Source organism: Paenibacillus sp. FSL K6-0108 (assembly GCF_045040695.1).
Classification (GTDB): domain Bacteria; phylum Bacillota; class Bacilli; order Paenibacillales; family Paenibacillaceae; genus Paenibacillus; species Paenibacillus pabuli_B.
In genome coordinates, this window is record NZ_CP150288.1 from 6287248 (window position 1) to 6308187 (window position 20940).

Annotated in this window: 19 protein-coding genes and 1 riboswitch; of the genes, 8 read left to right on the forward strand and 11 right to left on the reverse strand. The window is 46.4% G+C overall.

Annotated elements, in window-relative coordinates:
* Positions 1-133: 133 nt before the first annotated feature.
* The 3 genes from MHB49_RS28555 to MHB49_RS28565 all read left to right on the forward strand — a co-directional run bounded on the left by MHB49_RS28555 (position 134) and on the right by MHB49_RS28565 (position 2577).
* Positions 134-361: a hypothetical protein gene (locus tag MHB49_RS28555; RefSeq protein WP_072735535.1), complete on the forward strand. Its 228-nt coding sequence runs from the start codon at positions 134-136 to the stop codon at positions 359-361.
* 349 nt (positions 362-710) lie between these two features.
* Positions 711-1760, forward strand: a complete 1050-nt coding sequence (locus tag MHB49_RS28560; RefSeq protein WP_405153871.1) for an arabinogalactan endo-beta-1,4-galactanase — start codon at positions 711-713, stop codon at positions 1758-1760.
* Positions 1761-2073: 313 nt separating this feature from the next.
* Entirely contained in the window at positions 2074-2577 is a 504-nt protein-coding gene (locus MHB49_RS28565; RefSeq protein WP_247899261.1) for a hypothetical protein, read from the forward strand.
* 136 nt (positions 2578-2713) lie between these two features.
* Here the strand turns inward: MHB49_RS28565 and MHB49_RS28570 are convergent, their stop codons facing one another.
* From MHB49_RS28570 to MHB49_RS28580, 3 genes are all read right to left on the reverse strand, one after another.
* Positions 2714-3355, reverse strand: coding sequence for an NAD(P)-dependent oxidoreductase (locus MHB49_RS28570; protein ID WP_405157262.1), 642 nt, complete (start codon positions 3353-3355; stop codon positions 2714-2716).
* A gap of 153 nt (positions 3356-3508) precedes the next feature.
* Positions 3509-7411: a carbohydrate binding domain-containing protein gene (locus MHB49_RS28575; protein WP_405153872.1), complete on the reverse strand. Its 3903-nt coding sequence runs from the start codon at positions 7409-7411 to the stop codon at positions 3509-3511.
* Positions 7412-7726: 315 nt separating this feature from the next.
* Entirely contained in the window at positions 7727-8083 is a 357-nt protein-coding gene (locus MHB49_RS28580) for a HesB/IscA family protein (RefSeq protein WP_405153873.1), read from the reverse strand.
* 568 nt (positions 8084-8651) lie between these two features.
* Here MHB49_RS28580 and mqnE point away from each other — a divergent pair.
* Positions 8652-9758 carry an aminofutalosine synthase MqnE gene (gene mqnE / locus MHB49_RS28585; RefSeq protein ID WP_247899264.1) on the forward strand — a complete coding sequence of 369 codons (1107 nt, stop codon included), beginning with the start codon at positions 8652-8654 and terminating at the stop codon, positions 9756-9758.
* A gap of 223 nt (positions 9759-9981) precedes the next feature.
* A complete protein-coding gene (locus MHB49_RS28590) occupies positions 9982-11043 on the forward strand; it encodes an NAD(P)/FAD-dependent oxidoreductase (protein ID WP_247899265.1) in 1062 nt (353 codons plus the stop codon).
* On the opposite strand, the gene MHB49_RS28595 is transcribed toward MHB49_RS28590, so the two are convergent.
* Positions 11040-11294, reverse strand: coding sequence for a YuzB family protein (locus tag MHB49_RS28595; RefSeq protein ID WP_063566116.1), 255 nt, complete (start codon positions 11292-11294; stop codon positions 11040-11042). The two genes, MHB49_RS28590 and MHB49_RS28595, sit on opposite strands and share 4 nt — an antisense overlap.
* 81 nt (positions 11295-11375) lie before the next feature.
* On the opposite strand from MHB49_RS28595, the gene MHB49_RS28600 reads away from it, so the two are divergent.
* A complete protein-coding gene (locus tag MHB49_RS28600) occupies positions 11376-11621 on the forward strand; it encodes a NifU family protein (protein ID WP_062324083.1) in 246 nt (81 codons plus the stop codon).
* A 67-nt stretch (positions 11622-11688) separates the two neighbouring features.
* On the opposite strand, the gene MHB49_RS28605 is transcribed toward MHB49_RS28600, so the two are convergent.
* Positions 11689-12468 carry an SDR family oxidoreductase gene (locus MHB49_RS28605; RefSeq protein WP_405153874.1) on the reverse strand — a complete coding sequence of 260 codons (780 nt, stop codon included), beginning with the start codon at positions 12466-12468 and terminating at the stop codon, positions 11689-11691.
* Between the two features lie 324 nt (positions 12469-12792).
* Here MHB49_RS28605 and MHB49_RS28610 point away from each other — a divergent pair, with 324 nt between their 5' ends.
* Positions 12793-13791: a DUF2167 domain-containing protein gene (locus MHB49_RS28610; protein ID WP_405153875.1), complete on the forward strand. Its 999-nt coding sequence runs from the start codon at positions 12793-12795 to the stop codon at positions 13789-13791.
* A 162-nt stretch (positions 13792-13953) separates the two neighbouring features.
* Here the strand turns inward: MHB49_RS28610 and MHB49_RS28615 are convergent, their stop codons facing one another.
* From MHB49_RS28615 to MHB49_RS28640, 6 genes are all read right to left on the reverse strand, one after another.
* Positions 13954-14790, reverse strand: coding sequence for a MetQ/NlpA family ABC transporter substrate-binding protein (locus MHB49_RS28615; RefSeq protein ID WP_405153876.1), 837 nt, complete (start codon positions 14788-14790; stop codon positions 13954-13956).
* A gap of 80 nt (positions 14791-14870) precedes the next feature.
* Entirely contained in the window at positions 14871-15530 is a 660-nt protein-coding gene (locus tag MHB49_RS28620; RefSeq protein WP_247899269.1) for a methionine ABC transporter permease, read from the reverse strand.
* Positions 15531-16559, reverse strand: a complete 1029-nt coding sequence (locus MHB49_RS28625) for a methionine ABC transporter ATP-binding protein (protein WP_405153877.1) — start codon at positions 16557-16559, stop codon at positions 15531-15533.
* A 127-nt stretch (positions 16560-16686) separates the two neighbouring features.
* A riboswitch (SAM riboswitch) is annotated at positions 16687-16828 on the reverse strand.
* A gap of 127 nt (positions 16829-16955) precedes the next feature.
* Positions 16956-17684: a Cthe_2314 family HEPN domain-containing protein gene (locus MHB49_RS28630; RefSeq protein WP_405153878.1), complete on the reverse strand. Its 729-nt coding sequence runs from the start codon at positions 17682-17684 to the stop codon at positions 16956-16958.
* 144 nt (positions 17685-17828) lie between these two features.
* A complete protein-coding gene (locus MHB49_RS28635; protein ID WP_405153879.1) occupies positions 17829-18779 on the reverse strand; it encodes a COX15/CtaA family protein in 951 nt (316 codons plus the stop codon).
* Positions 18780-19063: 284 nt separating this feature from the next.
* A complete protein-coding gene (locus MHB49_RS28640; protein WP_405153880.1) occupies positions 19064-19408 on the reverse strand; it encodes a thioredoxin family protein in 345 nt (114 codons plus the stop codon).
* Positions 19409-19550: 142 nt separating this feature from the next.
* Here MHB49_RS28640 and MHB49_RS28645 point away from each other — a divergent pair, with 142 nt between their 5' ends.
* Complete coding sequence (locus tag MHB49_RS28645; protein WP_405153881.1) at positions 19551-20831, forward strand: DUF2515 family protein; 1281 nt, start codon at positions 19551-19553, stop codon at positions 20829-20831.
* Positions 20832-20940: the final 109 nt, after the last annotated feature.

Genomic DNA, 20940 nt, shown 5'->3' on the forward strand with positions numbered 1-20940 from the left:
GTAAATGATAACTCATGGCGATAACTTTTTCCATCCCTTTACAAAGAGAAAGAGACAGAGTAAAGTGATGTACAGTGTAAATTGTCCGGCTGCTGTTCACATTCCAAAATTGCATTTGTTAAAGGAGTATATAATGAAATCGAACAAACCTAGAACTTTACAAAAAAATATTGAGTTTTTCACGGCTGCGCTATCCCAATGTACGGTAACTGCATGGCAGGAAGATCCGGCTGGCGTATACTGTGAAGTCGGCCGTGGCATCGTGGAGCAGATCAGCGAAGATAGCGTAAGAATTCGCAACGATAACGGTACGAAGAGTCATTATGATCGGGATATTACGATGTTCCAAACCGAGAAATAATTTTTGCATTAATACGAAAAAAAGACTAGCTTTTCGAAAATGGGTGGTGTATACTCTTGGCACAAGGAAAGGAGGTGCGTCAACATTTCTAATGACATGTTGAACGTGTCCCTTACCCGATCCACTAGCTCAAATTAACTGATGCTGATGGAGGCGCGGGATACGGATCAAGGTTTCAAAAAGCGCCACGGGTAGAAAAGCCGTCTTCGGACGGCTTTTTGTTTTGTCTTTTACCGGAAGAATGATTGAAAAAACAACCAGAATATTGGAAATGGACCCTATAGTTGAGTAAACGATGGCCGCTATAATTAGGTTGCAATTCAACCTATATTTGAGGAGGCCTATTGTAATGCCCAAAAATGTAAGGGGTTTCAAAATATCCATCGCTCTGGTCTTTGTTTTATTGTTCACCTCCATTATCCTGCCCTCAGGCCAGCATGCCGATGCCGCACCGAGCTTCGCTAAAGGAGCCGACATCAGTTGGGTTCCGGGAATGGAAGCGCAAGGCTACAAATGGAAAGACAAGAACGGCGTACAGCGTGATATTATTGATATTTTGAAAAATGATTACCAGATTAACTCCGTTCGTATTCGTGTTTTTGTTAATCCTTCGAATGATTATGGGAACGGTTACATGAACAAGGACCGTGCAGCGGCTCTGGCCCTGCGTGCCAAAAATGCAGGCATGAGTGTCATGCTGACACTTCACTACAGCGATTCCTGGGCTGATCCAGGTCAACAAACGAAACCTGCGGCCTGGAAAAACTACACATTCCAACAGTTAATGGATGCTGTATGGAACCATACGCGTGAAGTCATGACGGCTATGCAGAGCAAAGGCGTAACTCCAGACTGGGTTCAAATCGGTAACGAAACAAGCAATGGCATGTTATGGGAAGATGGAAAGGCATCCACCAACATGAAAAATTATGCGTGGCTGGTGAACACGGGTCATAATGCCGTGAAATCCATCAGCACCAACACCAAAACCATCGTTCACCTGGCAGGTGGGGATGACAATGCCCTTTATGTATGGAATATCGGTGGTCTGATCAATAACGGCGCCAACTTTGACATGATTGCCATGTCCCTTTATCCTTCCGCTTCGGGTTGGAACACAGCTGTGACCAATGCTGTAAACAATGCCAAGGACCTGATCAACAGATACGGCAAAGAGATTATCGTATCGGAAATCGGGATGGATAATACCCAACCGGCAGCTGGTAAAAGTTTTGTCGCAGCAATGAAAACGCAATTCCGCAACCTGCCGAGCAGCAAAGGTAAAGGCGTGTTCTATTGGGAGCCTGAAGCAACGCCGGGCTACAACGGCGGTTACAGCAAAGGTGCATGGCAATCTAACGGCTTGCCGACCGTTATGTTGGAAGGGTTTATCGACTAACACGGAAATAAGTGACTGATGAGCAGCAGGTGGCGTTACGGGTACGGATCTTTCTTTCGAGCGCTGTTGTATCCAAATTTTCTTGAATCAACTTTTCATTAGTTGAAATTTGGATACAAAGGCGCACGCTTCGCTTCTACAGAATCGATTCCGTGCCCTCCACTGCGTCGCTGCTCCTTGAGACACTTCTAAAATGTGGGAACGCTTGATGAATCTGAACGTAAATAGTCTTATCGCTCATATACTTATATAATTAAGATAAAAGATTCAGACAGCACATGTGCAACCTTATTTCAAAAGGTGGGGAATATATATGGGATTTTTAAAAGAACTGGGTCAGTTTGCTGGAGAAGTTACCGGAAAAGTACTCGGCGGCACCGTTAGAGTGGCTGGAGAACTTACAGGAAGTCCATTCATTAAAGAAATTGGTAATGGTGTAGAGAAAGCTACGATTAATACAGGGAAAACGGTAGGACAACTTGCCAGCGGTACATATGATATGGCGAGTGGTGTGATCAGAAAGGACAGTACAGCGTTAGATACGGGACTTACCGATATTGGAGGAGCTGTTTCCAATACAGCTAAAGGTGTAGTCATATCAGCTAAGTATGTGTATAAAGGTGGTAAAGATGTTGTCGTTGGCATGAAAGAAGAAGATATGGAGAGAGTAAAGCTCGGGGCAAAACATCTGGTTGCCGCTGCGGCAGTCACCACATTGGCTGTAGGGCTCGTTGAGGTTGTAGATGGTGTTGATAGTATGGATTCGGCAGCTGAATCCATAGATAACACGATTACACATGACGTTGCACCTCATTAGGTGGCGTAGGTTGTGTCCAGCATAACCCGGATTATAGAAAACAGCTCATAACACCATCACCATCACAAAACGGACACTAATCACTATAGGAATAGTGATTAGTGTCCGTTTATCTGCTGATATTATGTTAAATCAATTACTTCACTTCGCCAACAACCGTAAAGCGTTCGTTTATGTGCTTCGGATTTTCGATCTCATCCACCAAAGCAATGGCATAGTCCGCATAGCTGATGTAGCTGTTGCCTTCACTGTTCATCATAATCACGTCATGGCCGGCTTGATATTTGCCAGTACGCACGCCTTCCGGATTAAAGAATCCCGCTGGGCTTAGGAAAGTCCATTGAATACCGGAGGATGCTTGCAGATCCTGCAGGTTTTGCCCTTGGTTGGTCGCTGTTGCTTTGTAAGCATCAGGGAATCCTGGGGAGTCCACAATGCGCAAGGTTTTGGTTTCATCCGTGAACAGACTGCCCGCTCCACCCACAACGATCAGACGTGTATTAGGGGCGTCCTTCAGGACATTGATCAAGGCCTGTCCCACTTCAACATGCAGGTTTTCTTTACCTGCCGGTGCACCGAACGCATTGACGATTACGTCGAATGATTTGACATCTTCGCCTGTAAGATCGAATACATCTTTCTCGAGCACATTCAGGCTCTTATCCTCCACCTTGGATGCATTTCGAACAATGGCTGTAACCTCATGTCCTCTGTCCGCAGCTTCTTTCAAGATCAACTGTCCCGCTTTGCCTGTTGCACCAATAATTCCAATTTTCATCATAATCTCTCCTTTGATTTGTAAATTCAAACTTTATGTTGTAACTATAATTGTTACAATTATTCTTGTCAACTACCACTCAAAACCCCTGTCATCCCAAAAGATGAACAGGGGTCCAAGGCATGACCTAAAGTCTGTGACTATATTACACTATCACGCGCTCTTTCGATGTATTGCCTGTAAAGTAACTTGCCTATTGAAAGCCGAGAGTAAATCCTCTCTCTTCCCCATCTCCAAAGCAGTCTGCGCCCCTGGAGGGGCACCTGGTGAAATGGTTCCCGCACTGTACGTGCTAACCCCCAGCGGAAACTGATAGTTTCTCCCGCCGTTGTTGTCCCACATACCGCTGCCGTTGTTAAATACCGCCTCCAGACCGGTTGCCATGCCTACATCAATGGTGATCTTGTTGTAACCCGGCATTTCTGCTGCTGGCATCACCACGCCAGGTGGTGTCGTCCACGTTCCGCCCGTCGGACGGTAATGAATATTCGGACTTGTGTATCCCTGTTTGTAATAGATGGTCACACTGTTGCTGTCCGGGGCAGCGTCCGTCGTTACCGCAAGTTCGGTACTGGCGGCAGATTTGTTGTTCGCTGCATCATAGGATTTGATCGTATAGCTGTAAGTGGTTGAAGGCTTCAGGCCGCTGTCTGTGTAACCAGGCGTTGTACTTGTACCCACCTTCGTTCCGTCACGGAAAATTTCATATCCGGCCACACCAACATCATCGCTTGAAGCTTCCCATGTCAGCGTGACACGGTCCGCCGCTTTGGATGTTTCCGCTAATCCGGATGGCACGCTTGGTGCTGTTACATCCACTACCGGCGCACCTTCGGTGATTTTCCCTGCGCTGTAAGTACTGACGCCCAGAGGAAACTGATAATTTTTCCCTCCGTTGTTATCCCATGTGCCACTGCCGTTATTGAACACCGCCTCCAAACCGGTAGCCGCACCTACATCAATCGTCATTTTGTTGTAACCCGGCATTTCTGCCGCTGGCATCACTACCCCAGGAGGCGTCGTCCACGTTCCGCCTGTCGGGCGGTAATGAATACTTGGATTCGTGTATCCCTGCTTGTAATAAATCGTAACGACATTGCCCTCTTCCGTCTCCGCCGTCACGGGTGCACTGGCTGGAGACATGTTGCCCGCAGCATCCACCGCCTTCACCGTATAGGTGTAGCTGGTGGCAGGAGTGAGAGATTCATTCGTGAACGATAGCTTCACACTTTCTCCTACCTTGCTGCCATTCCGGTAAATGTCATACCGTGCCACGCCGTAATTGTCGCTGCTGGCTGTCCATTCAAGTGTCACGGACGAAGCAGTCATCCCCTTGACTTTCACATTCGCAGGTGCCGTTGGTGGTTGTGTATCTGCCCCCAGCGTCGTCACCTTCAAAGGAGCGCTCGCGGCTGAACTATTATTCGCCTTGTCCTTCGCCTTGATCGTATACTCATATTCGGTTTCAGGTTGGAGCCCGGTGTCCGTATAACTTGCTGTCTTGGAACTCCCCACCTGGGTACCATCGCGGTAAATGTCATAACCCTCCACGCCGACATCATCGGTGGGTTCGGTCCATTCCAGTGTAACACTGCGGTCCGTGACCCCCACTGTCTTCACATCCGTTGGTGCTTCTGGTGGTGTTCGGTCTACGATCAGGAACGGATGTGTACCTTTAATGGAGCCATTGGCATCCTCCACTATTTTTCCAGATGAATCTTTGGTGTACTTTCCTGTACCTACATAGACAGTCTGAATGTCAGTCCGGGTAACATTGCCATTGGCATCAACCGCTTCAATATAATAATCGACCATTTGATCCTGGAATTCGTCAAAATACGTATAATACAGGTCACCGATCTCCTGAGCAGGTACCCGTTTGAACATATCCGTACTGCTTGGCTGCCAGGCGACACCGTTGATATCCGCTTTCAAGTCGCGTTTATTCATCGGGTATTCCTTCCATGTGCTGACCTTGGCTGGGTCAATATTAGCTACTCCCTTCGCCTTGAGATCTGCAGGATCATACACACGGAACGTATTGTCTTTGGCGTCGGCCAGCTTGTCGCGATGCGTACGCACCTTCACTTTGATATCACTGATTCCGTTTGCATCATAGGCATAGGTGTAAATGCCAAAGGTATTGTCAAAATAATGGAGCGTCCAGCCTTCTGCCTTGCTGACATTGGCACTGCCGGGATTATACGGATAACGCTGAGGCCACCACACCGATGGGCCCGTACGATCCTTTGCCAGTTGGGTGTTTACATAGGGCTTGGAAAAGAATAATGACTGGTTGAACGACAAGGTCGGCTTCACACCATCATCTACGTTCTCATCGTAATAGCCGAAGCCGGAATCCAGCGCCGGCAGAAGGAAATACCAGCTTAACTCGGCCGGATTGGCGCCACCTTTGTAGTCGTTGGACGGATCCCCTTTGACCGGATAAGCCATCATCCATGGATTAAGCTGGTTGCCTTCATACGTAATCTCACGATCAAGCGCCGTTGTCGGCTTCCAGTAATTCGGATGACTGTCCAGCCAGATCTGCTCAGCTGTCTTAGCATAATTGAGTGCAGCCTGCTCCAGAGCGAAATTGCGCTCCAGATAATGATAGCCATACTCGAACGATACCGTCATGCCTTCCTGGACACCATCCAGATTTTTTTTCGGTTCCAGATTGAGACCTGTGGCTTTGTTAAAAGCATCGAATTGTCCTTTCCATATGCCAAAAGGCAGACGCCAATGATACCACGTCGGATCGGACGACGAGTCGCGTGTATCGATCCACGATCCGTCTTGCACGTGCACAACGTCATCAGTTTTCGGGGTATTCGTACGCAAATATTCGTTGATGCTTTCCCCTTTTACTCCCTGTTGGGAATAAGTCACATTACCCGCATTACGCCACGTATCCTCCGAACCAGCTCGACCCGAGGAGTTATCTCCGTCATGTGCGATGACAAAAAACTGCTTCTGATCCACCATGCCTTCGAACGGCTTGAGTGCATCAGCTTTGACCGAGCCCTGATAACCTTCCTCCCATGATTCAGCCTGAGCGACAGGAATGCCAACGACACGTTTCTCTGTACCCGTGTCAGGATTGACGTATCGAACCCAATGCGGTGTGGAGGCAAAAGGATATTTGTTGTATACCACCTGCTTCTCGTTAAACATCGGAGAAGATACCCACGAGCCCACATTGCTGGTATTCTGTAAGTCCGCGCGGTTTGGCGGCGACACCATCGTATCCTTTCCGGGGTCATTCAACAGGGGATAATCTTGCAATGTACGTGAGAAATGATTGTTTCCAATGACTGACCATTCAATGCCCAGCTTGTCGAGTACCGGAATTATTCGTTCCGAGAACCCGAGCTCGGTGGGGAAAAATCCTTTGGAGGATTTAAACGAATCGCCCAGGAAAAAAGGCTGAGCCATCACCGCATTCTGATAGATAAGATCCTTGAGTAAATATTCGTTTCCAGCCAGGGGCCCCATGGAATGATGACCTGAGAAATGAATGAGATCCATCGTTCGTTCACCATTGACGGTTTTGAGATTATTGTAGGCGTTCTTCCAAGGAGCGCCCCAATTTTTGTTATTGTAACCGTTTACATTATTGGTATACATAAAGCTGTCTACGTTGTTAAGCAGTGAGCCTGACATCGTCACCTGCATACCAGCAGCAGGATGGTTGTTCTTCAAATCGCCAGCCACCTGCCACGGCCAAGACAAATAAGCTCCGGTTTTGGCGTGATGCGTATAGTATGATACGAGATCGTCATGCGGCATTGGTGCCCCGCTGGGCAGATAATAAGGATATCCGGCAGGAGGGCTATTTTTCAAATTAATAACCTGACCATCGTATGTGTACCGGATTGGAGTTCCGACTGAAGCTGAAGCATATTGGGAAGTGTCATAGTAAGCCCAAAAATTCGGCATATGATTATGATACACATGAGAAGCGGAAATTTCTGCAAAAGCAGCAGTGGTCTGCAATGAAAAAATGAGCGGCAACGATAAAAGAAATGCGCCGATCCGTCGTGCTATTTTCATATCCTACCTCCCTCGATATGAAGCCGTCTATTCAGACATTTAGTTCACGGAGTGACGGCTTGATTATTGTTCAATCCTGTTCCCGAACGTTTTCCTGTCCTGCCTCCTCTCTGACATCATCGCCTATTCTTGTGTTTACCATCGTCCATATTCGTGCTTTTTGCAGTGCGCAAACGTTTGCACAAAAACAATATAACTTCGAATGTAACAAAATGTCAATACAAAAATTGGAAATGGTATCCATGTAATAAAAAAAGACCCCCATAACGAGATTAGTACAAGACTAATCCGCTATAGAGGTCGTAATCTACACTATTAACAATCCTTATCCGGTACGCCCGCCTCTTCCTTCGTACGGAAGGATGATCCGCAGCCGCATGTTGCCACTGCGTTAGGGTTGTGGATGGTAAAGCCGCCGGACATGCCGGATTCTTCAAAATCAATTTCGAGGCCATTCAGATATTTCAGGTTTTCTTTCTCCACAACTACCTTCATATCCTGAATATCCATATAGAGGTCCTCATCGGACTCTTTATCGTCAAAGCCCATGGCGTACGAAAAGCCGGTACAACCGCCCGGTGCTACGCCAAGACGCAAGAACATACCAGGTGTCTCTTGCTGTGCCAGCATTTCTTTCAATCTGTCTGCAGCTGTTTCGCTGATGCTAATCATGCCAGGTCACTCTCCTTTTTCATATAAAATCATGTTCAAAAAGGGCGCTTTTCAGTACCAAGAAGATGGGATTGGCTGAATCCCATATTCGACGCTGAGATGCCGCTAGGCATCCTTCGTAATCAAAAGCGTACTTTTTGAACAACCTTTCGTTAACTCTTCTTTAAATTATACTCCACCCCGTCAAGGGGCTCAAGTCATCTTTGCCTGTTTCCGCGTTCCCCCTGAACTCCTTTTTCTTCCCAGTGTATTGAACCCCCGGGACACGAGGTTTATAATGGGTAGGTGATCGCTTTGAAATGTCGATATTTTGTCATGACTTATTTCAGGTGATGGTTAGAGTTGTAATTTTTTTCACATTTCGAGACTGCTCGCAGTCCCCAATGCATATAGAGTCACAAGACTCATTTTAATGAAAAAATTAGTTTTATGTACGCAGCACAAGCTGCACCGGGTAATGAAGAGTTAGTTCAATGAGAGGCGGCTGATGTCCGCATCTTTTCTATGTAGTTCTGTAAGCAAGTCCTACACACCAACTCAAATCCGGTAAAGAACAGGAGGATACAACATGTCTACATTGGTAACACCGTTCACAGACAAAAGAATGGCTGAAATCATTGAGAAAGTACAGAACGGCGTAAGGCTGACCGTAGAAGACGGCGTTTATCTGTATGAATCGGATGATCTGCTGACTTTGGGCCAACTGGCCAATGAGGCCAACCTGCGTAAGAATGGCAAGAAAGTTTATTTTATTGAAAACATGAGCCTTTATTTTACCAACGTATGCGAAGCCCACTGTGCATTCTGTAACTTCCGTAAAGATCAGGGCGAAGATGGCTCTTACACACTGTCCGGTCAGGAAATGATTGATTACGTAGAACAGCATATTCACCCAGGTGTACGCGAGTTCCATATTGTAGGCGGACATAACAACCATGTTCCTTTTCAATATTATGTCGATTCCTTGCGTGCTTTAAACGAGAAATATCCGGACGTTACATTGAAAGCCTACACGGCTGCCGAGATTGATTTCTTCACCCGCATCAGTGGACTCAGCATCAAGGAAGTATTACAAGAACTGCAAAAAGCAGGTTTGAAATCACTGACTGGTGGCGGCGCTGAGATTCTGTCCGATGAATACCGCAAAAAAATGCGTGTAAACAAAGCGAACGTTGACCGTTATCTGGAAGTGCACCGTACTGCTCATAATCTGGGCATGCGTACCCATACCACGATGCTTTATGGATCCATTGAGTCCTATGAAGATCGTGTGAACCATATGGTACAGATTCGTGAATTACAAGATGAAACCAACGGATTTATGGTCTTTATCCCGCTTTCCATGCAGCCGAAAAGCAAAAACGCGAGCATCATGCGTCGTAACTCCGCATACGAGGATCTCAAAACGATTGCGATCAGCCGTCTGATGCTGGATAACATCGATCATATCAAAGCATACTTCATTAACATCGGTCCACAGCTGACTCAAGTCGCCCTTGGATTCGGTGCTTCGGATGCACACGGCACGATCGTTCGTGAACGGATTAGTCATGCAGCAGGCGCACTAACACCTGAAGGTCTCACGCGTAAAGAGCTTATATGGTTAATTAAGGGTGCAGGCCGCATTCCGGTTGAACGTGATACGTTCTACAATGAAATTCAAGTGTACGAATAGCATGTAGCATGAGCATCATTTCCATAAGATAAGCGACTTTCATTCTACCCGGGAGCGTTTTGGCATGGAGTGGTGCAGATTGCTGAAGCATATCTGTAATTTTAAATGCACATTTTCAATCATTTCAAATAAAAACAAAAGTGGAGCAGCTATGTTATTGCATAGCTGCTCCACAGGTTACAGCCCCGTTCACACGGGACTGATGCAGAAAGGAAGCCGAGTCATGAAAAATTTCGTCATTCTCGGAGGCGGCTACGGTGGCCTCACGATTATCAAGGAACTTCTGGAAGGTAAGATCCCGTCAGATACACAAATCGTGTTAGTGGACCGCAGTCCCTTCCAAGGATTGAAAACCGAATATTACGCACTCGCAGCAGGGACCGTATCCGATTATGACCTGCGTATCCAATTCCCGGTCAGCGACAAAGTCACTTATCGTTACGGAGAAGTAACTTCGATTGACCTGGAACAGCGTCAGATTGAATTTGAAGGCCAAGACCCATTAGAGTATGACAAGCTTGTTATTGGTCTTGGATGTACAGACCGGTTCCACAATACGCCGGGAGCCGAGGAATATAGCTGTACAATTCAAAGCTTCAGCAAAACACGGGAAACCTACCTTCGTCTAAACGAAGTTAAAGCTTATGGTAATGTGCATATCGTCGGCGGTGGATTGAGCGGCGTCGAGATGGCTGCCGAACTTCGTGAGAGCAGACCGGACCTGAACATCAGTATACTGGACCGTGGTGAACGTGTATTATCCGCTTTTCCGCAGCGCTTGTCTGCTTATGTTCATGAATGGTTCGGCGAACATCAGGTCGAGACACGCGGACATATTGCCATTTCCCGACTTGAACCCAATGCCATTTTCAACCGGGATGAAGAAATTCTGACGGATGCGGTAGTCTGGACTGCCGGAATTCAGCCCGTAAAAGTTGTACAGGATCTCGATGTGACCAAGGATCCACAAGGTCGTGTCGTACTGAATGAATATTATCAAATTCCGCAATATACCGATGTCTATGTAGTAGGTGACTGCGCCAGCGTGCCTTATGCACCAAGCGGTCAGGCTGCCGAAGTACAGGGTGAACAAATCGCCCATATTCAGCATGCCCTCTGGAAAGGCGAAAAGCCCAATCCGCAGCCACTCAAGCTTCGTGGCACACTCGGTGCACTCGGCAAGAAGGCTGGATTTGGGCTGATGGGCAAAACGTCCATGATGGGACGTGTGCCACGTATTTTAAAAAGCGGCGTGCTCTGGATGTCCAAGCGTCATCTCGGTTAATCGAGATCCAACTCATCCCAGGCATCGGCTTCGGCAATTTTGGCCAAGATGGCGTTATATAAATCCTCCACTTTGTCGGTGATGACTAACTCGCCATTCACCAGTGCAAATGGAGTCATGTAACATTGGCCGCAATTGCTGAGGCAGCCGTATTCTATCACATCATAGTCTGGATTTTCTTCCAGTTGATCCATGACTTCATCTGTGCCAAAATGCATATTATTGGCACAAAATTCAATAATCGGTCTCATGTAGGTTCACCTGCTTTGTTTGACCATTTTAATTTAGGGCCAAATGTAATATAATATAGTGAGGAAAGGAGTTGAAAAAAAATGAGCGAAAACGCACAAAGCACCATGTATGATGAGGTATCTGACGTGCTTGACAAACTTCGTCCGTTCCTGCAACGCGATGGCGGTGACGTGGAACTGGTCGACGTAGAGGATGGCATCGTTAAGCTGAAACTGGTCGGTGCCTGCGGCAGCTGCCCAAGCTCCACCATTACCTTAAAAGCCGGGATTGAACGTGCCCTTCTTGAAGAAGTTGACGGTGTCGAAGAAGTCGTACAAGTATTCTAATCAATCCTTCACGAAATAAACCTCAAGAGCCTTTCGCTTGCATGAAGCGGAGGGCTCTTTTTTTGTGCTATGCATCCTCACGCTGTATGTTAGGACGAATCGGATCAAGTCCTCCAGATACATCCATAATGTTACCTGTTATAAAATCGGAATGATCCAGACACAGATAAGTGATCACCCGCGCAATATCTTCACCGCTCCCAGGACGTCCTCTCGGCGTTTCCTCGTCAGTTATACCTGCCATCTCATCAATCGTTTTCTCTTTGTTGGCACCGCGAATATCACCTGGACATACCATATTCACCGTAATGCCGTAGGGAGCTTCCTCCACAGCAAGTGTCTTTGTAAATGAAACCAGACCTACTTTCGCAGCAGCATAAACCGCCCGATGAGGCCATGACCTCGCTTCTCCCGCATGACTGAAGCCAAAATGGATAATTCGCCCCCACTGCTTGCGCCGCATCTCCGGCAATACACGCTGATCCAGCAGCATCGGTCCAAGCAGGTTTCCTTGCACAAGCATCTGAACCTCATCTTCGGAATACTCGGCAAACAGTCGACGTTCACGGACAAACGGACCGGCGTTGTTCACCAGAATATCAATGCTGCCCAATTTCTCTTCGACCTGTGCGACGAGCAAGGTGATCTCTTCTGTCTTGGAAATATCGGCCTGAACGGCAATACAACGCACACCCTTGGCGATAATCTGAGCCTGTAACGACTCAGCTTCCGTACGGCTATGTACGTAATTCAGAGCAATATGACAACCCTGATCCGCCAGACTGAGGGCCGTCATTTTACCAAGACCTTTGGCACTTCCCGTTATGAGGGCAATCTTTCCCTTCACGTTCATCCCCCTCTTCAAAGAGCAGTCACTCATCCAGTATAAAAGATTTATCATCCCCCCACAACTCGCGTTTCCCACCAATCTGTACCATTTGCAAAAAAGTGTAAATTAAGGACTAAATACTTAGCTTTCAAACATCTGAAATAAAATGGATTAGGTCTTTTGGAGGAAAATACACCCTTTATCACCAGAATTCCCTTGTCTGGTCTGGATGCCTATGTTAATGTCGATAAGTCCTTATTTTCTTATGAATATAACGACACAATACATATGTTCATGTAAATGGCAACATTTCATGACACCTTCGAAAGGAATTTAGCGTAAATGAAAAGATGGTTAGCCTCTCTACTCGCAATTTTGCTTATCGCCTCATTTCAAGCTCCATTCTCGACCACAGCATCTGCAGAAAGTGAAAGCAATAGCTCCACCGAGGATTATGAATGGATTGATGGGCCTTCAAACGTAGTACTTGATAACAAAGCAACATTAAACGTAGCCGAAAACCTATCCTATCTCGATGCAGCTAACACCCAAAGGTTTTTGGAGGACACCGAATCCTTCCCCAATGGAACGGAAATTGGAAGTATCTATGGCGCCGGCGAAAACTCCAACTGGTATGTTATCTTTGAATATAATGATACCGGTCATGTCGATGACAGTGAGAAAGACGATCTGGACGCCGATGAACTGCTTGATAGCTACAAAAGAGGTACAGAAGAGCAAAATGAGAAAACGACACCCGAAAACCAGCTGTTTATCACGGGATGGGAAATTGATCCAGCCTATGACAGCAGCAAACATCAATTGATCTATTCTCTTGGTCTTGAGGATGCAGAGCGGGAAAAACTCGTCAATTACAATGTGAACGTACTCACCCGTGAAGGATACATCGGTGTTATCCTCGTTACGGATAGTGCCAATTTTGAAGAAAATCGCAAACAGTTTGAAAGCTCTGTGCTTAACCAGCTCAACGTGATCAAAGGAAATACCTATGAAGAGTTTGATGCATCCGTAGACAAAAAATCAGAACTCGGCCTGACCAGTCTGATTCTTGGTGGTGCTGGTGTAGCGGTAGCCAAGAAAGTTGGATTATTGCTTTTGCTGAAAAAAGGATGGTTTGTCATCGTTGCCGCCATTGTTGGTGCTTTTGGATGGATTCGACGCAAGCTGACTGGCCGTAAAAAGGATACTGATCTGGGAGATCAGAACCCGCTTTCTCCTGCCGAGGAAGCTTATCAACAGCATGCTGCTGGACAGGAGTCCACAGATTCTGAAAGCCATCAGACAGATGGACGTCCGGATACTGACCCGTATAAACGGTAAAATTCCACAAAGTAAAATGCATAAGATTCTTAAGGTACTCCTACATCGAAACAATCTATAACATGTTGCACAAAACAAAAAGCTCTGCCTTCTCTAAAAAGAGAAAGCAGAGCTTTTTTAGTGGCTTCATGAGCCGTTCAATTTCAGCTTTAATCAATTAGCTTAAAACGCAGGTTCTACAGCACCTTGATAACGATCTTTGATGAATGTTTTAACCTCTTCGGAATGCAGGGCTGCAGCCAGTTTTTGGATGGCATCTGCATCTTTGTTATCTTCACGGGATACGAGGATGTTTGCATAAGGGTTACCTTGCAGGTCCTCAATCAGCAGCGAATCCTTCTCTGGGTTCAGATTGGCTTCCAGCGCGTAGTTGGCGTTGATGAATACCAGGTCTGCTTCATCCAGCTGACGAGGCATCATGGCTGCATCCAGCTCGATGATATTCAGGTTTTTCGGATTAGCTGTGATATCTTGAATGTTGGAAGTGATATTTGTGTCATCTTTCAGCGTGATAAGACCTTCTTTTGCAAGCAGCAACAATGCACGACCGCCGTTGGATGGGTCATTAGGGATGGCTACTTTAGCGCCGTCTTTCAGCTCATCCAAAGATTTGATTTTTTTGGAATAGCCAGCAAATGGCTCAACATGCACAGGTGTTACAGCAACGAGGTGGAAACCACGTTCTTTGTTTTCTGTATCCAGGTAAGGCTGGTGTTGGAAAAAGTTCGCATCCAGTTGTTTGTCTTCAAGCTGTTGGTTTGGTTGAACATAATCATTAAAAGTCACGATTTGCAATCGGATGCCTTCTGCTTCGAGTTCAGGCTTGATGCTTTCCAAAATTTCCGCATGCGGTGTTGGTGATGCTCCCACTTTCAATTCCACGGTGCGAGGTGCGCCTCCAGCATTGTCAGCGCCGCTGTCGGAATCCTTGTTGTTTCCGCAAGCCGCTAGAACCGCAATCAGCATAATGCTAAGTAGAGCAAAAGACCATTTTTTCATGTGTAAAACCCCTTCTCCAATAAATTTTTTTTGCATTTTGCACCAAGTCGATACCGATTCAGGCAAATGCTATATATGTGTTATTTCCTGGTGAACCATTTAACTAAACGATCGCCAGCCATCTGAAGTACCTGCACCAGAATGATCATAAATACAACGGCAATAATCATAATCTCATTTTGATAACGATAATAACCATAATTGATTGCCAATGTTCCCAGACCTCCGCCACCAACCATTCCCGCCATCGCCGTATAGGAAACGAGGGTAACGATTGTAATGGTGATTCCAGCTAGCAGACCCGGCAATGCCTCCGGCAAAAGCACACGCCGTACAATCTGTGCGGTTGAAGCTCCCATCGCCTGTGCCGCTTCAATGACGCCACGATCCACTTCACGCAGTGTAGTTTCCACCAACCGGGCAAAGTATGGAGCTGCAGCAATGACGAGCGGAGGTATAACACCCAGCACCCCTGTAGCTGTGCCGACCAATGAACGCGTAAACGGAATGAGTGCAACAATCAGAATGATAAATGGCACTGATCGCAAAATGTTTACAATGAACGATAGTATCGTGTAGACCACTTGCGACTGGATTGATGCCGACCTTGCCGTCATGAACAGCAATACGCCTAGCGGCAAACCAATGATAATCGTGAACAGGCCTGATGCCCCCAGGATTTGCAGGGTTTCAATGGAAGCCTTACCGATCTCTTCCCAACGCACTGTTGAAAAATCCATTTAACGAAGCACCTCCACATCAAGTCCCTGATCCATTAACTCTTTAATGGTGAGATTAATCTCATCCGACTGCCCTTCAAACCGTACGGTCAGTTGTCCATAGGGAACTTGTTTGATGGTTGAAATGGTGCCTTGCAAAATGGCGAAATCCACGCCTGTCTTGCGAACCGTTCTGGACAAAATCGCCTCATAGGTTTTATTGCCCAGGAAGGATATTTTCACAAGCTTAGAAGAACCATTCGTCTGCAATTCTGCATTCGCCAAAGCAGTCTCTTCCAATGCAATCCCCACTTCATGGTCCCGCATCATAAAGTCACGCGTAATGGCATGCTGCGGCTTAAGAAATACTTCCGTCACCGGCCCTTGTTCCACGATGCCTCCCTGATGGATAACCGCCACCTGATCACAGATATTCTGGATCACGTGCATTTCATGGGTGATTAGAACAATGGTGAGATTGTACTTTTCATTGATATCCAGCAATAACTTCAGAATCGAATCGGTTGTCTGGGGATCAAGTGCAGATGTGGCTTCATCACACAGCAGAACGTTCGGATCACTCGCAAGTGCTCTCGCAATACCTACCCTTTGCTTCTGTCCGCCTGATAGTTGAGCCGGATATTTATTGCTGTGATCCTCCAATCCAACCAATGCGAGCATTTCCTTCACTTTGCGATCTATTGCAGCCTTGGGTGTATTAACGAGCTTCAAAGGAAAAGCGACATTGTCGTACACCGTAGCCGAGGATAACAAGTTAAAGTGCTGAAAGATCATGCCGATCTTGCGCCGTTGTTGTTGTAAATCGGTCTTATTGAGATCGGTTAGGTTGATTCCATCAACCCAAACTTCGCCTGCCGTGGGGCGTTCGAGCAAATTGATACAACGGATCAATGTACTCTTGCCTGCACCGGAATGACCGATCACTCCGAATATTTCACCCTTGCGGATATTCAAATTCAAATCCGACAAGGCCGTCGTACTTTTTGAACCTTTACCGTACGTTTTGGTTAAACCCTTTAATTCAATCAAAATTACTGCTCCTTCCCACTGCCTACATGTATCTTTACCCGAATGAAAGGAAAACTCCCCTTGTCGTATAAAAAAAAAAGCCCCTTTTGCAGAAACAAAAAGGGCTCTTCACGTGAAAGATTATACCTTCTCATCTGCCAAAATCGTGCCTTGCACCATTTTGTAGGAATTAGCACCTAACATCTATAAAGTATGACACAGCTGTCATGCAATTATAAATCGGTTGCCGGGCTTCATCGGGCCTGTCCCTCCGCCGCTCTCGATAAGAAATATTTAATTTATAAGTTCAGTTGTTATAATGTTAATGTCATAAATGTTAATTCCATCTATCTGTCGATCAGGAACTCAGTATAATCCAAGTATTCCGATTTGTCAAAGGGAAATATTACAATCCAATTACTTCGATGATTGGGTTATTCCCGGCTTGTGCCACTTCTCATTGATGTATCCATACGCTGCTTTTAACGTCTCACATACCATATCCACACCTTGGCGGAGTTCCAGAAGATGCTGATCCAGATCCTCCAGCTTCACTTTCCCTTGCAAAGTCTGGTGCAGCTGCCACAGATCATCCTGCATTTCCGAATTCATATAATGGATCTCCATGTTTCGGCGTTTACGCAATTTACTCATGGGCTCACGGTAGGAGTCCTTGATCTGTATCAGTTGGTTGGCAAGAGTATGATGCAGTTTATCATATCCGAACTGTCTTAAGACGGTAAAATAAGAATAATGCGTTTTAACATTGGTTGTGTTCAGCTCAAATATTTCATTCAACACTGTACCTAACTTATCCAGAATGGCAAAACATCGGATGAAGCCATCCTTATAGAAATACACATAACGTGCATACTCCGCTTTTTCTGGAATCGTCATATCATCCGTAAAGCCCGCTTTGACTTTCAGACGGAAATGGGAAGCAGCAAAACAGCTTTGCTCCAGTTCATCCAACGAGGAGATCAGTCCCTGGGTCCACACATACAATTTACGATAATCATGGGTAGGATCATGGTCCACATGCATCTGTCGCTGAAACAGCTCAAGCGTATCCGCCATCGCCTCCATTGCTTCCTTGAGAACCCCTTCGTTTTTACGCGGCTTTTCACCCAGCAACGTTCGCAGCATATATAACCTCCTCTTTCCACTCTGCTTACCTTAGGGTGCCCTGACACGCCTGACACCAAACAAAGTTCACCTGTCCAATGATGTACATCATCGGATGGTGAACTTCACGATTCATCCCCTGAACTACAATAATTCGGATATAGATTAGAACCGGTTAACGGGCCGATGCAGCTTGTACACCAGAAAGCTCATATACGTTAATACACCAAACAAAATGGCAATATCGAGCATGTGTGCCAGCGCCACAAACATATACACTTCAGGCCGGTTCATCGTAAGCATCAGTCCAAAACCAATAACCACTTGCAACAGAACCAGTACCACAGAAATGACGCCGAGTGCTCTTAATTCTGTGTTATCCGGATGTTTGCGATAAGCAAAATGGCCGAGGATCGCAATGACAATCACTAATGAAACAGCCGCTACCCGGTGAGCAAAAGCAACAGCTACACCTCCCGAGAGCTCGGGAATAATCTGCCCGTTACAGAGCGGGAAGCCGGAACAGCCTCCAGCCGAATCCGTATGGCTCACGAATGCTCCAGTATATACCACGAGGTACGTATAGATTGTAGAAAACCATACCAGATTTCGAAACCCTTTGCTGACACGCGGATATCGATTCAGTCGTTCCAATCCACCGTGACGAGCCTCCTGCCGAATACCAAGGGCCATCATCAAGGAGCTGGCAAAAGCGATCAAGGCAAAGCCGAAATGCAGTGCCATGACTGCGGAAGATTGAGAGAATACGACAGCAAAAGCCCCCATGATTCCCTGGACAATCACAAAGATCAGCGTTAATAATGAAAACAATTGCAGGTCACGGCGTGATTTGCCAAACCGTAAAAAGGCTACAAAAGAGGCAATGGACAACAGTCCTGCCAGTGCGCTTACAGCGCGATGGGAAAATTCAATAAGTGAGGCAACGGTGTGTGCAGGCACAAGTTTTCCGTTACATAAAGGCCATTCCGCACCGCAGCCGAGACCCGATTCCGTTCGGGTTACAACGCCTCCGCCAAATGTGGCCAGAAACATGACAAGACAGGTTAATAAGGTTAACCATTTAAACAAGGTTAAGTGCTTCAATTTTTTTCTCACCCGCTGTTGGTTTAAGATGGCGAAGAACGACATTCTCCGCTTGATTCGATACTTTGACACTTATTTCACAACTAGATTCATTATACCGGATAAATGTGTCATTGACGCCCGCGCTTTGTGACAAAATGTTAACGTCTGTCGAAAAGTCGACCTTCAGTTTAAGAAGGATTAAATACCTCATTAGCTTCCCCAAAAAATGCTAAAAATACAAACGCCACTTCCCTATTTCAAGAGAAATGGCGTTCCTTTAATTATAACCTTTTACATATTGAACCTGTCATGCTTTATTTATTAATCGTGTTATACACCTCAACTGCACGCTGCAGGAATTGCTCAATCTCTTCTCTCGACTTGCGCAGTTTGTTCACATAACGAACCAGTTCCCGGCCATCTGTGTAAGCTACAAAGCTGGGGATGCCGAGAATATTTTGTTCTTCGCTCACTGTACCCACCTGATCTACGTCAACCTCAATCAACTTCAGCTCACGAGCGAACTTCTCTTCAACTTCAGGCATAAACGGATCGATGTACTTGCAATCACCACACCAATCTGCCTTAAATACAGCTACGGTCAAACGCGGAGATTGGAGGGCCACATCAAATTCCGGTTTCGATGTAATCTTTTCCATTACAACATCTTCCTTTCTATACCTTGTCTTATTCTCTAAGTGAAGCAAATTGCAGAGTGGAAGTCAAATATTCAGCGCATACTGATATCAACAGCTTCTTGATTCAACCCGTAATCAGAATATCAGGAAAGGATGTCATGTCATGACTCCCGTTAAAACGGATTCCTCCGAGTCTGCCCATCACGGGTCGATATTGCAGATGGTCCGATCGATCCCAGGCGCCGCCCGGGAAGTGTGGAGGGGTAAACAGGCAGCTTGGCAGGCCTCTGCACAGCTTCGTCATCCTTTGCGTGATATGGCTTGGGACTCTGACATGGCTGCTGCCTTACAAGCTGAGGTGGAGCGGCTATTGCCTGGAAACGAGAATGCTTTTGCCCGAAATACGCTCAGTGCACTGGTCTGTGAAGAGGACTGTATCATTCTGGAAGAAATCAAGACATTAACGCAGGAAAACAACCGGAGTAACATCACTCGCACAGCAGCATACCTGGAATGTTACGAACAGTATCCAGAGCTGCATTGGGCCCTGCTTGCCCATATGGTATCCCGCAACGGCGGATATCACATGACCGATCTTCAGAGTGACCTTATGCATAATCTGCAAAATCAAACCGACCGTGAGCACATGTATCGACTGCTGGAGCGGTGTAATGCACTTATTTTCCAGGATGCCTATCCCCAGCTTCTGCTGTATATGAACAGCCGCCGGATCGGCCGGAGCTGTTTTCATTTGTTGCCCCATTTTCATGTATCGGCGTTCATGACACCGTTCTGGGAACGATTTTGGCTGGAGCGATGCAGCTCGCTGCTGAGTGTGGCATTAATTATTAATGAGCAGAACTATATTGAGAGCCGGGTGGTGCAGCATCCTTATTTTCAAAAACAAGTGCTGTCCAAACCTGCATTCCATTTGCATAACCTGGCTGGGCTGAATCATATCGTTTTTCCGCTTGGACCGGGAAAAGGTCTTGCAGGCCGGGTTATTGAACATTTTGGCAAGCTGGATGAGCGGATTATGTTTGGCAAAGGCTTATATGCGATGCTTTTTGGCGTGGAACAAGTGTTTACACAAGTATTGGAGTTTGCACGCTCGGTTCCCCACCTCGGCTCACGTGCCGAATACTGGCCCGGTCTGTTCACCGCACATGAAGATGAAGCCGGGAAAGCTGAGATCTATACCCAGGAGATGCTGGATCAGGAATGCCTGGCAGAAGGACAACGCTTATATAGTCCTGAATTGCTGGCCGTATGGGGTGATACGCCCTATGAACCGATAACAAGGCAGGATTGGCTGCAAAATCGCGATTGTCTCGGTCATCTCACAATCCCGCGTCGCCCCTGGCTGTTTGAGATGAGCCATGAACATCGGTATGGCATGCTGAAGACTGCATTGGCGCATGATGCCAAAACATTGACGCATTAAGGGCGATCAGCCTTATAGGGAAATCGTCTAGAAATTGAAACGCGAGTACCCTTTCAAAGGCTTCTTGATTCAGCCATCTTTGCATATAAAAAAGCCCTGTCCGCTATTA